The sequence below is a fragment of the Rubripirellula tenax genome (assembly GCF_007860125.1).
Taxonomy (GTDB): Bacteria; Planctomycetota; Planctomycetia; order Pirellulales; family Pirellulaceae; genus Rubripirellula; species Rubripirellula tenax.
In genome coordinates this window covers 1500965-1513054 of record NZ_SJPW01000001.1, presented here as the reverse complement: position 1 = coordinate 1513054, position 12090 = coordinate 1500965, and the positions used below count along the sequence as shown (strand labels likewise).

Here is a 12090-nt window from a genome sequence, read left to right as displayed (position 1 = left end):
GACGGTCTCCGCGACCCGATCCGTGCATTTTGATTCTCACAAATCACAACATGACGTGCAACCAAAAACTAAAAACCTGTTCCTCCAAAGCCACCCCGAAGCGCAGCGTTGTAAGTCTGATAACCATCCGATGCACCGGAGTCGGGCTTGCGGCCGTTTTCAGATGGAACATCAACACTCCCGACCCGGTGATCGGTAACGTTATCCCAACTAATGCGCGGAGGTGCCGACTGGTCGTGCTTCGTTGCGGTTCGATCGGCAACGCTCGACTGCCGGCGATGCCGACTGACTTTTCCTCAAACGGTTGCGTCGAAATCACCGCCGAACGTGACGTACCGCATCGCCGGAAAATCTCTTGGTCGCGCTGATCGATTTTTTCCGGCGATGCGGAACGTCACGTTCTCCCAGTTGCTGCCAACGTTTCCCCGTTCCCGAAGCTTGTACCTCGTTTGGCATTGGAACGGCTTACTCCGCTGCAGCCTGCCGAAACGCGGACTCTCTCGCCAATGGCTCTATTTGTCTTTTCCCACCGGGCCTCGCCATTGGCGAGAGAGTCCGCGTTTCGGCTCCCTTCGTTCGCCGTGCCCGATCCGCTGACGGTCGGCAACGCTCGAAACTTGCTGACCGACGCAACGCCCGCTATGCTGTGCAACGGTGGTCACAACTGCCCAACGCTGATTCAATGCTCTATCCAATGCAATGGGATAACCACGGCATGCACCGGAGTGGCGGTGGTGCGGTCTTCTCGAAATCACGATTTTCGCCGCCACCCGGTGATGCCAACCGTTCTGCCATAAAGATGATGACACCACGGGCGCCCATCGAGGTTGCGAGACTCATCGCTTCTGGCCGATGGAAAGCAAAACACATCGCCGCATACCGCTCACAGTTCGGTGAAGGTGCTCTACTTGATGTCTTGCTTTGCCCATTTCTTAATGATTGCTCGACGGAAACGCTGACGCATTATGATTGCCAACAACCGGCAGGAGTCTTGCTGCTTGAGCTGATGCCAGAATTTGATCGAGCACTTCAACACACGATCCGTCGATCTTTACCTCTATGGAACGTAAGCGTCGAACAATGGCCTTTCTACCTATGTCGATGCTTTGGAATAGATGCAGTAACAAACGCAATTGCTGAAATCGCCGAAACTGAGAACCTGGACGAGAATGAGCGGTGCGCGATTGAAACACTGCGCTGGCTACTAGGTGGAAAACCGGATATAATACTTGGAACGCAAGTGTCGTGATGATGGCAGAACCAAGCGATGCAACGGAGCGGAAATGGCGTTCCGATTTTTCCCTAAATTCAAGATCACTCGCGCCATTTCCGCCCGCTGATCGCAGGCGTTCCCCGACAGAAGTGACGCATGACTCGTCGCGCAAAGATCGCATTGTCGCTTGTCGCCCTCGCGATTCTCGCAATTATCGCGACGCCAAGCCTGATCTACCACTTTCGCAATTCTCAGCTCGATGCGGCCAAAGCATTGGTTGCGGCCAACGGCGGAACACTTGGTCTCGACTTGGTTGACGGCAACTACATGCTCGATTTACACGGCACCGCTGCTACCGATGAAACGCTTGCTGCAATCTTGCCTACATTGCGACAACTACCGAATGGGTTCACGCTACTTGGTCCGGGAGAATCGCGGCTTTTCTACGTCACATTGATGGACTCGTCGATTTCCGACGACGGAATGCGATCACTATGCACACTTCCCATCTCGTGCTTGTCTATCGACTGCCCGGAATTAACGGATGCGTCGGTGGACTCACTGTCGTCAATCGACGAACCATACGTTATCATCTCTGGTAGCGCCCCGTTTAGTGACGACGCGATTGAGCGGCTACGAAACGCTAAACCAAATACAATGCTTCAACTCTCAACGGAGACGAGCGGGGAACAATGACATGCACGCGAGGACGGGAGTCGCGGTTTTTCGTCTGCTTGCGAGTCTTTCGCCCGTCCCGCGTGATGTCTGACGTTCTGTGCACAATCCATTCACCGTTCCATCATCCTATGATGCGTGACACCAACCCCTACAGTTCGCCGAACAGTCCTGGGCAACCGTCTTGTGCAGTTGTGGCACCAAGACAGACGTTACGTTGGGCGATGATCGGCTTCATTCTCGCAGCGGCGGTGCCCGTCATTTTTGGCATTCGTGGTACGGTGTATCAATGGACCTACTTAGCAAACGTAACGCTGGGACCGAATGAAGCACATTGCGGTAATCCAATTCCATTCATCCTTATCTTCTTTGTTGGACCGATCTGCGGAATCATGGGCGCGGCCGGAGGGGCATTTTGTGCCTCTGTTTTCGACTGCGCGCTTCCACGATATACGGCTCCTCTCTCGAAGGCAGGCACAGAACAATGACATGCACGGGAGCACGGCTTGCGGCTTTGTCTGCAAAGGATAGTCAACTCTCCGTGCCCCGTGATGTCCGCCGTTATCCGACTAAATCCTCCCGGGCCCGTCATCCTCACAGTTGCAAACCACATTGAAGCCTAGGGCCGTACGTTACGCTATGTTTCTGCTTGCGTGCTTGATTGCTGCGATCGCGGCGGTACTTGCATTCCGACCTTCGTCGGTCGACTGGGTTCCGTATTCGACTGCCGCTGTCGCTGAAAACGCATCTAGCAGCAGGCCAACCGCTGTTCTGTACTTCGCCCGATGGACCTTGTCCGCTGATCCCAAAGGCACCCTGGCTTCTGCTGCCATTTCCCGGGCCCTCGCTAGTTCAAGCTTCGTATGCATGTCGGCGGACTTAACTGACAATCCTGGTGATACGTTCCGTCGACTTAAAACCCAGGGTTTCGTTGCACTCCCGGTGCTCGTCCTATACCCTACGGATGGGACGCCAATCGGATTCCATTCCGACGACCCCGAAACTCAAGTCGTTGCTGCCATTGAACGGATCGCCCCATGACGGCGGATAACCAACGGTTGCAACGGAGTGGCGGTGGTCGGCGATTCCGTTTGCTTGCAAGTCTTCACCCGCCACCCGCTGAACCGAACCGTTATCCGACTGGGCGCATGAAGTTGCGCGATCGCAATGCTCGTCTATCGCAATGCTCGCCAATCGCAGTGAGAACCCCGTGCCCGAAGCTTGTACGCCGACTCCGTTCCCGATGATTGGTATGCTCGACCAATCCTCGACGATTGGTGTGCTGGATTCATACCCGTTCATTGTCGCGCTGAATCCATACCCGTTCATTGGTGCGTTGAACTCACTACGTACATCTGCACTCCGAAACTTGCCAGACTGACTGGACTTTGGTACGATCGCACATCCGACGGGTGTCACCCAGGTGCACGGAGTACAGGCTGGCGGCGTCCCGCCGTTGTTTTCTGCTCGCGCAGATCATCGCGGCGACGTTCCGTCGATGTTTTCCGCTCGCGCGGCCCTTGCCCGCTGGCGGTCCGCGTCGTAAACATAATCACGGATAACCATCGGTTGCACCGGAGCGGCGGTGGCCAGCTTTTTCTAAACTTGCAAGCGTTTCGCCGCCGCCCGGTGAACCGCAACGTTCTGTCAATAAGAAAATAGGGAGCGTTCAATGGTCGCTATGGATCCAAATGATCCAGAATCAGTCGAACTGGCAAGTGCAGTCATCCGTCAACACGCGGACATGCTCGGCGCTTCCTTCCGGAACGCGATCTACGTTTCTTGGCTCCGCTTGAAAGACATCGATGCCGTCGAGTCGAGGTATCGAGAATTCGTTGATTCAGCGTTGCGTGACTTTCGTGGTGATCCAGACGAATACATGCTTAGCATTGACATGGGTCGACCGACCAGGAGCGAACAACTGGTTGACGATTCTGGTAGCGACGACACATTAGAAGAACAACAGATTCGTATTGGCGTTTACGTTTTCTGGATCGGACTCGCTCCGCAACGAAGAAACAATGACACGCTTGAATCTGAGATTCGCAACGTCGTGGATCATGCGCTGAAGGCATTGCGAGATGATCCCAACGCTTTCGGTTCAGAGTTTCACTGGACTTCACCCTGAGTTGCAGCAACAATCAAAGACAGAACCATGGCATGAACCGAAGTGGCGGAGTCGTGGTTTTTGAAGTGGTGGATCGTTCGCCGCCACTCGGTTATGCCTACCGTTATCCGTACTGGGATTCCTGACCAGCACATTCCCCGCTGTCAAACTCGCCTCCACCACCTATTGCACTCCGATCGGCTTGCCATGCCCAACCGTCCCCAAGGTGGCCTCCTTCGTCCAATACACAAGCCATCGCTTCTTCGATTCGGAATGCACCTTTTCGCGATTCTGGCTCTGGCGGTCACTGTGACATACTTCGGTGACCATCGCCTCGGTCTTTTTGTGTTCATGGGACTCTTTGGGATCGCACTTGGTTCCCTGCACACACATTCTTGCGCGGCGATGTCGAGTGACGACGACCCGTCGCGATCAAACAGCGGATCTCCAGGAACACCACCCACTTCCCACCCGTGAGCGGGGCAAATTGTGTTAAGATGGGAAGCTTGCGGCAGCGGGCGAATGTTCCTCCACTGCCACCCCGAAGCGCAGCGTTGTAAGTCTGATAACCATGCCGTGCACCGGAGCGGCGTCAACGCGTTTTCTGATGGTTAAACTTACTCTCGCCGCCCGGTGACGGCGGTCGTTCGTCGCGACATGGAAGACCGCCCTGATGCGAAAACGCGTGCTTCGTAACAAGCCGATGGTTTTTGATGGGCAACGATACCTCGCGTCTGTATCCGCTACCTACGACGACGAAGTTGTACACCTGCGAGTGACTATCCGTGCCGACTTCGGTACTCGCTCCTTCGTCGTTATCAAGGGTCTACAAAACTTCGACTACTTTCATCACTACGGCCATTGGACAAACCAAGACTATTCCGAAACGAAAGACACGATCGAGATCACACCTCGTGTGCTTGCAGTACTCATACAGCACGCACGAAATAATGGCTGGTCACCCGAATCCGAAAAAACCAATCGCCACCTTGAACTTACAAACGTTAATGCAAAATCGCTACTTGCAGAATACAATGAACGTCAGAGCGACGGCGGGCCGACTTGAATGGCCCCCGAGCAACGGCAAGCCCTTAGCCCGAAAGCGTGACGAACCATGACATGCACGGGAGGACGGCTTGCGAGGTTTTTGAAGTGGAGAGCCTTTCGTCCGTCCCCCGTGATGTCCGCCGTTCGTCGCGTTGGTGCGAATCCGACATCTGAACAACGAGGAACGCAATGGCAGGACCAACCGGATCTCGAACACGTCGACCGTGGTTACAATTCAGCCTTCGTTTTCTTCTCGTGATCGCGATGGTGACTGCCTCATACTGTGCCGGTTGGGTGTCTCACAGAACATGGAACCGTCGACATCTGGAACAGGCAATTCGAGAAGCTTTCAAGGATTCCGGAAAACCGGCAAGAATTGAACACATTGACGAGGGTGACGTACTTCATACTCATGCAAGCAAAGAAGACGGTGAGAGGGTCCGAAAGATCCTCGAGCAAATCGAATCTGCCGCAGAGCGTTGACGGCGCAGTAGGTCACATGACCAAGTCGATCGATTGCATGTGGTCGATCAACCGCCGAAAAGAGCGACGAACCATGCCATGCAACGGAGCACGGCATCGGATTTTTACAAATGGAAACTCCAACCGCCGTGCCCGCTGATGGCGGTCGTTACCCGAATGAGGTTTGATTGACACGTCACATCGTACTACTCGGCGATTCCATCTTCGACAATGCACTCTATGTGCCGGGTGGCCCGTCCGTAATCGAACATGTCCGTCGGGTCCTGCCGGACGGTGACCGCGCAACGATGGTCGCGTTGGACGGCGCTACGGTCTCCTCGGTGTTTCGACAACTGGACCGAATTCCTGACGATGCAACGCACTTGATTCTTAGCGTCGGTGGCAATGACGCACTCTGGATGGCCGGCAACATCTTCTCACAGGAGACCGCTGATATACGGTCGTCATTGCAACGTATCGCTGAACTGCTAACGGAATTTACAACGGAATACAGGCGACTGGTTTGCGAATTACGCGAACTGAGACTTCCCCTCGCTACCTGTACTGTCTACGATTCCGTACCTGGACTCGATTCTTCGGAAACTGCTGGACTCTGCGTTTTCAACGACACGATCACACGAACCGCTTTCGAGCTTGGCACAACGCTGATTGACTTGCGTACAATATGCAACGAAACTTCGGACTACTCGTCGGTTTCGCCGATTGAACCATCGGCAAGTGGCGGTGGCAAGATCGCGCGAGCGATCACCAATGCGTTGTCCGATGGTCACGATTTCCGGCGTGTTGTCGGGTAACCATGCCGTGCACCGGAGGACGGCGTCGCGCGTTTACAAATGGAAAACGAACTCGCCGTCCCCGGTGACGGCTACCGTTATCCGACTGATGCCGACCTGAAATGGCTGCCACTTGACAACGAATCATCACCCCTACGCTCCACCAAAGACAGCAACGCGGGACGTCGTTGAGACGGCGCGACACGCTTCAAAACTGGTTCTGCACACAGGCCGTGCCTTGGGCGTCGTGTCACTTGCATCTGCCGCAGTCTTCGTTTGCTGGGGCCTGTCGCTTTCTAGTGGCGCTTCCGCATTTGCCCTCGTTATTCTTGGCCTGATCTCCGCTCCATACTTGATGCTATGGCTCGCATGCCGATCTCTTACGACTTGGTCCGGCGTAACTTTGATTGCTCTGACCCTCGCTGGTTTCTGGTATCTCGGTGTCGATGCATTTGGCTACGTCAACAAAGACGCACAGGGTGGTCTCAATCTCGTGTTTGCTCCGGTCTACCAGTTGGGGGCTGGGTTTTGCACAATGTGCCTTGCCGTTACACTCGATTGGACCGAACGAAGAATGATCGGGTTACTGAGTGCTCGGACGCGTTCGGAAGGGTAACCATCGCATGCACCGGAGCGGCGGTGGTCAATTTTCGCGTCTGCTTGCACGTTAATCGCCGCCGCCCGGTGATGCGTACCGTTCTGCCATAACGGTCGCAGAGGATGAGTCGCATGAAAACTGCTGTCGCCGTTTACACGTCGAGTTCTTCGCTTAACGGACGCAAGCTGGCGGATCTCGCATGGGCTGCAGGGATTCAACTTCGATTTATGGCGCTGGGCGGCTACATACCCAGTAACGCCGATGAAATACAGAAGAAATCGCTTTCCACTATCAACGGAGGTGCGATGTTGGTCGTAGGAGCCTTCGATGATGCTGGAGAATCCATGGCCGAATTCGACAGCCTTGTTGAGATTGGTGACAGACTGCCGATTGCTGAAATGCTGAACGGCGTGAAGCTGCCATGGTGCGAATTGTACACGTCTCGCTTCGACTATGAAAAAACGGTCCGGGCCAAACCCAAGGACCAACCCAAGATAGACGGCTCAGTTCCCAAGGCTCACCTTTCGTCAGTCAAGGCCGCCAAGACAAGGTACATAATATACAATCAGTCGCGTAAGAAAAACTGCCAGCAACTTATGACTAGACTCGCGGATTGCATCGCATCGCACACTAATGGAGTTGTTGCGGACTACCAGCGGACGTCGAGGTAGTGGCAGAACCAAGCGGTGAACCGGAGCCGCCGATGACGCGTGTTTTGAAATCAAAGTTTCATGGCGGCGGCCCGGTTACCGCAGTCGTTATCGGACTGACCGCTCAGGTGTTTGGCTTGTTCGCTCGCACTAGCGATTGCAGCAACGCTCGATTGCAAGTTTGTCGTTCGGCTTTTGCGTTAGCGACTCAGCGCTTCGACCGTCTTGATCCATTTTTGTTTTGCAACATCAGTGTGACGCGGGACGCCCTTGTTCTGAAACACCAATCCGAGGTTACGCAATGCCGCGAAACCGACGCACCTCAATCAACCGTCAAACTGCGCCCTGAAGAGACCACACCCTCCCAATTCCAGTGCGGTAGCAAGTGCACCATCGGATCGTCAGTCCATTGGCTTTGGTACAGGTAGAAGCGATCTTTGGGAAAGCCACACAGGTCGACGGCGCCAAAGTAGGAACTGCGTGACGGCCAGTCGGCGTTCCAGTACCCGTTAGTGCTGTTGTCTTTGCCGCCATAGGGCGTCGGTTCACCGAGGTAGTCGAATCCGGTCCAGATGTATTCGCCTAGAACTTCGGGGTGTTTTTCGAGTGCGTCAAATTCGACGTCCGGAGGATAGGCCCATGGTGGGCCGATAATGTCATAGCTGGTCACTTGTTTGGACGGGTGAGTTTGGTACTTGTCGATTGGGAGATGATAGACACCGCGGCTGCTGGTGCATGATGAGGTTTCCGAACCAACCACAGGATTATTCGGTAGGAACTCATCCACCGGTTCGCCATAGGCAAGCGGTTTGTAGTTCATGCCAGCGATGTCAACCTGTGCTGCCATCCCGTGTTTGTAGGGGGCCGGATAGTAGTTGAATCCGCAGGTGGTCGGGCGAGTTGTGTCGATCGACTTGACGTAGTCGTTCAAAATTTTTGCGACACGATTTCCTTTCTCGGCGTTGTTCTGTTCTAGGATTTCATTTCCGATGCTCCACATGAACACCGATGGATGATTGCGATCTCGGCGAACCATGTCCTTGATGTCACGCTCGGCCCACTCGGCAAAGAACTTGTTGTAGCCATTGGGAACTTTGGCGATTTCCCACACATCAAATGCTTCGACTTGAACCAGCAGTCCCATTTCGTCACACAGGTCAAGCAGTTCGTTTGAAGGTGGATTGTGGCTGGTTCGTATCGAGTTGCCTCCCATCTGCTTCATGATCTGTAGCTTTCGCTCGATCGCACGACGGTTGATTGCCGCACCAAGGGGGCCGTTGTCGTGGTGCAAGCAAACACCTTGGATCCGAGTGTGCTTGCCGTTCAAGAAGAAGCCTTCTTTTTTTGTGAACTTCAGCGTACGAATGCCAAATCGAGTGTCGTCACGATCGACCACTTGTCCATCACTACGGACCGTCGTCCGCAGCGTGTAAAGGTACGGATCGTCCAACTGCCATAGGTGCGGGTTGGCCACTTTCAGTTCGCCTTTGGCAGCGGCTTGGTCGGCCGACAGTGTTGCTCCCATCGCAACGACGATCTCGCCCGAGTGATCGAACACTTCGTACATCACTCGTGCGTCGTCGCCGCGTCCTTGGATCAATGTTTCGACAGCTACTGTCGCACGGTCATCTTGAACATTCGGCGTCGTGATAAAGGTTCCCCAGTGAGCCAAGTGCAGCGGGTTTTTGTACTCGAGCCAAACGTTCCGATAGAGCCCTGCGCCGGGATACCAACGCGAGGAAAGGTCTTCTGGTTTTAGCCGGACCGAAATGACGTTTTCTTCGCCGTATCGTAAGTGCTTGCTGATGTCGTACTGGAACTCGATGTATCCGAACGGACGATTGCCCACGAACGTGCCGTTCACCCAAACATGGGCGTTGTACATCGCGCCGTCAAAAGTAATTGCAGCGACTTTCCCCTTTGCGTCTGCGGGCACTTGGAATGTCTTGCGATACCAACCTGTCCCATGAAACGGCAGCCCACCGCAGCGAGCGTTGTACTTCACATCGAACGGACCTTCGATCGCCCAATCGTGCGGCAAGTTCAGCGACCGCCACGCCGAGTCGTCAAAATCAACTGCCTCGGCACCTTCTGCTTCGCCGTTATGGAACGTCCAGTCGGCGTTGAATGATGTTTTTTCGCCGACGCTTTCAGTCATCGACTTTGCAGCATCACCGCGGACCGATCCGCCGGCGAACATACCAATTGCCACGACAGAAGCCAAAGCAATGGTGCGGAAGGGGTGGATTTGACTTTTCATAGAGATCGCTTTCAAACTTCGTTTCGAGACTGCACTTCGATTGTTAGTCACGTTCCTGCGTTTCGGAGCATGAACACGTTTAACGTTTTGAGTTCGCCGTAATGTTGACGTTGGCCATTTGCGGACAACGAAATCATGTGGACGGTGGAACCATGGTATTGCCAGGTCACGTCGTTCTCAACAAACCGAGTGTTTCGACAAACGCTGCGGCCGAAACACTTGGTCACCCAATTGCAATTCTGCATGGAACGCTTTGGGTGAATGGGATTCGACGCAATGGAATTCGACAGTGGGTTGTCCAAAGCGGGAATCGATCCCTGCACGACAATTGAATTTGGCGAGCTAAAGTAATCGCACGGGGTAGGCGAAACTGGAACAATTATTCCGAAAGATTTTCTGAATCACACAGAAAACCCGGAATGTCGTTGGTTATCCAGTCTTCGAGACGTCGTCCGGAGCCGGTCCCTGGGCACCCGCATGCTAGTTGGGTGGACCGTCGGACGTTAGCGTTAGAGACTAAAGTAGAGTGCTAACGATGCTCGCCGAGGCTGACAAAATGGTCGATGGATTGCCGGGTCGCTTGTTTTAGCGGCGTATGGGGAGCTTGGGGAAAGGCTTCAAGAAACGGCTGGAAGTCGACATCACAGATGAACGGTACTTCTTTATCGCCAACGGAAATTTGGGGATCGCTGGCCAGCCCAAGTTCAATCGCCGCACACCGCATCGCTTCGACCAGGGTGTCGGAGTCAACGGTATGGCTAGGCAGCGTGAAAGCCTGGTAGCCATCGAATGGCTGCACCATGCACTGAGCAATGGCGGCCCCAACATCGGGCGCGTACAGGTAGTCTTGTCGATTGTGGTACGGAATCTCGTAGGGAAGCCCTGCGGCAACGTGTTTCATCGCAGTGGTTGGTGTTGCAGTAAGACCAAGATCGCGGCCCGGACCAGACAATGCTCCTGGACGTACGCTGATCGTGGGGACTCTGGTTTCCTCGTAAAACAGTCGCGAGATATGCTCGCCCGCTAGCTTCCACGTCCCGTAGACATTGACCGGATTTGGTTCCGCGTGCATCGGCACGCCACCGGCCGCGTAGGCGGACCGCCGTCCATAGACCGCCATTGAACTCGCAAACACGAATCGTTTTAAGTCGCGTCCACTTACCTTCATCGCTTCGATCAAGCGCTGCGTGCCGGCCAAGTTGACTTGCAAGCCGAGATCGCGATGCTCATTGCAATCCGGTGTTTCCAAGCCCGCCAAATGCAGGACATGAGTGACATCGTATTGGACCAGTGTGGCGTGCAGTCGCGGGCGATCGACCACATCAACCTGAGCGAACTTCAATCGAGAAGAGACGGCCTCGCCAAAGACCTCGCGTTTTCGTTCGCGACTGATGCGGCGACTTCCGACGACAACGTCGCAGACACTATTACTGATCAGCCATTTTGCCGTTTCCGCGCCGACGCACCCGAATCCGCCCGTGATGAAAACGGTAGCCGTCGCTCGGGAATCGTCGATCATTGGCGTATCACCTTCGTGCCCATCGTTTTACATCAGGACGTTCTTCGCCGTCGCTATTGAAATCTGGTTACGAAACCGAACACTTGCATCGTTGTTTGGTTCGGTCTGGAATGCGACGTCGAACGCACCATATCAATGCCAGTCCGGTGATCGCGAAGAAGCTCGTCGTTGACGGTTCGGGTACGGCCGTCACGGAAAGGTTGAACGTCGTGTTCGCCAAGGCGATCGGTACGGGCAGTCTCGTCTGGGGATCGATTTGGTCCGTGTTGAAGCCGGGTGTGCTTGGATCTAGCGTGATGACGTAGTCACCAATCGCAAGCGCGGACGCGTCGATCGTTAATTCGAACCAACGCTGTGGGGTAACGCCGAGGGCCTGGACATTCGTAAGTTCTTGATCAACGAAAACTTCGGTGTCGCCTTCAAACGGGAATACGAAGAGTGACGATGTGCTCAGGTTCGTGTCGGCATAGAAGCCGCGATCTTCCGACGAGGTCGTGCCGATATCACTCGCAGTCACCAGGGTTGCTGAAGGAAACAGGAATCCGATTTCGATACCAAGCACTCGGTCGGCCGCGTTGCTACTGACGAAAAAATTCAGCTTTTGGTTCGCCGCTTGCCGGATCGACGATTCCGCGGCACCCGCGGAATCGAAGGCGATGATAACGTCGGCATCCGACCGAGTTTGTATGGCAAGCAGCAACAGCAGGGCGATCAAGCTAAGTCGAAAGTTCTTCATTTCATTCATACAGTCAAAGGCAACTGAAA

At 54.5% G+C, this 12090-nt stretch carries 11 protein-coding genes; 7 read left to right on the top strand and 4 right to left on the bottom strand.

The window, feature by feature from the left end:
- Positions 1–682: 682 nt before the first annotated feature.
- Together Poly51_RS05600 and Poly51_RS05595 are read left to right on the top strand one after the other, a co-directional pair.
- Positions 683–1249: a hypothetical protein gene (locus Poly51_RS05600; RefSeq protein WP_146454998.1), complete on the top strand. Its 567-nt coding sequence runs from the start codon at positions 683–685 to the stop codon at positions 1247–1249.
- A gap of 120 nt (positions 1250–1369) precedes the next feature.
- On the top strand, positions 1370–1909 hold the full coding sequence (locus Poly51_RS05595) for a hypothetical protein (protein WP_146454996.1): 540 nt from the start codon (positions 1370–1372) through the stop codon (positions 1907–1909).
- A 930-nt stretch (positions 1910–2839) separates the two neighbouring features.
- Here the strand turns inward: Poly51_RS05595 and Poly51_RS05590 are convergent.
- Positions 2840–3190, bottom strand: a complete 351-nt coding sequence (locus tag Poly51_RS05590; protein WP_146454994.1) for a hypothetical protein — start codon at positions 3188–3190, stop codon at positions 2840–2842.
- 370 nt (positions 3191–3560) lie between these two features.
- Here Poly51_RS05590 and Poly51_RS05585 point away from each other — a divergent pair, with 370 nt between their 5' ends.
- The 5 genes from Poly51_RS05585 (at position 3561) to Poly51_RS05565 (ending at position 7567) form a co-directional block, all read left to right on the top strand.
- Positions 3561–4016: a hypothetical protein gene (locus tag Poly51_RS05585; protein ID WP_146454992.1), complete on the top strand. Its 456-nt coding sequence runs from the start codon at positions 3561–3563 to the stop codon at positions 4014–4016.
- A 652-nt stretch (positions 4017–4668) separates the two neighbouring features.
- Positions 4669–5061 (top strand): hypothetical protein, encoded by a 393-nt coding sequence (locus tag Poly51_RS05580; protein WP_146454989.1) that lies wholly within the window; start codon positions 4669–4671, stop codon positions 5059–5061.
- Positions 5062–5692: 631 nt separating this feature from the next.
- Entirely contained in the window at positions 5693–6319 is a 627-nt protein-coding gene (locus Poly51_RS05575) for an SGNH/GDSL hydrolase family protein (RefSeq protein WP_146454987.1), read from the top strand.
- A gap of 39 nt (positions 6320–6358) precedes the next feature.
- Complete coding sequence (locus tag Poly51_RS31550; RefSeq protein WP_261344105.1) at positions 6359–6490, top strand: hypothetical protein; 132 nt, start codon at positions 6359–6361, stop codon at positions 6488–6490.
- A 537-nt stretch (positions 6491–7027) separates the two neighbouring features.
- Positions 7028–7567, top strand: coding sequence for a hypothetical protein (locus Poly51_RS05565; protein ID WP_146454985.1), 540 nt, complete (start codon positions 7028–7030; stop codon positions 7565–7567).
- A 301-nt stretch (positions 7568–7868) separates the two neighbouring features.
- Here the strand turns inward: Poly51_RS05565 and Poly51_RS05560 are convergent, their stop codons facing one another.
- From Poly51_RS05560 to Poly51_RS05550, 3 genes are all read right to left on the bottom strand, one after another.
- Positions 7869–9806: a glycoside hydrolase family 2 TIM barrel-domain containing protein gene (locus Poly51_RS05560; RefSeq protein ID WP_246114275.1), complete on the bottom strand. Its 1938-nt coding sequence runs from the start codon at positions 9804–9806 to the stop codon at positions 7869–7871.
- A gap of 529 nt (positions 9807–10335) precedes the next feature.
- Positions 10336–11325 (bottom strand): NAD-dependent epimerase/dehydratase family protein, encoded by a 990-nt coding sequence (locus Poly51_RS05555; protein ID WP_146454982.1) that lies wholly within the window; start codon positions 11323–11325, stop codon positions 10336–10338.
- Between the two features lie 67 nt (positions 11326–11392).
- A complete protein-coding gene (locus tag Poly51_RS05550) occupies positions 11393–12061 on the bottom strand; it encodes a hypothetical protein (RefSeq protein ID WP_146454980.1) in 669 nt (222 codons plus the stop codon).
- Between the last annotated feature and the right edge of the window lie 29 nt (positions 12062–12090).

Bases quoted from the DNA above. Each gene is read 5' to 3' on its own strand.
- Poly51_RS05565 (WP_146454985.1), top strand. From the start codon at position 7,028: ATGAAAACTGCTGTCGCCGTTTACACGTCGAGTTCTTCGCTTAACGGA.
- Poly51_RS05585 (WP_146454992.1), top strand. From the start codon at position 3,561: ATGGTCGCTATGGATCCAAATGATCCAGAATCAGTCGAACTGGCAAGT.
- Poly51_RS05560 (WP_246114275.1), bottom strand. From the start codon at position 9,806: ATGAAAAGTCAAATCCACCCCTTCCGCACCATTGCTTTGGCTTCTGTC.
- Poly51_RS05580 (WP_146454989.1), top strand. From the start codon at position 4,669: ATGCGAAAACGCGTGCTTCGTAACAAGCCGATGGTTTTTGATGGGCAA.
- Poly51_RS05555 (WP_146454982.1), bottom strand. From the start codon at position 11,325: ATGATCGACGATTCCCGAGCGACGGCTACCGTTTTCATCACGGGCGGA.
- Poly51_RS05600 (WP_146454998.1), top strand. From the start codon at position 683: ATGCTCTATCCAATGCAATGGGATAACCACGGCATGCACCGGAGTGGC.
- Poly51_RS31550 (WP_261344105.1), top strand. From the start codon at position 6,359: ATGGAAAACGAACTCGCCGTCCCCGGTGACGGCTACCGTTATCCGACT.
- Poly51_RS05590 (WP_146454994.1), bottom strand. From the start codon at position 3,190: ATGAACGGGTATGAATCCAGCACACCAATCGTCGAGGATTGGTCGAGC.
- Poly51_RS05550 (WP_146454980.1), bottom strand. From the start codon at position 12,061: ATGAAGAACTTTCGACTTAGCTTGATCGCCCTGCTGTTGCTGCTTGCC.
- Poly51_RS05595 (WP_146454996.1), top strand. From the start codon at position 1,370: ATGACTCGTCGCGCAAAGATCGCATTGTCGCTTGTCGCCCTCGCGATT.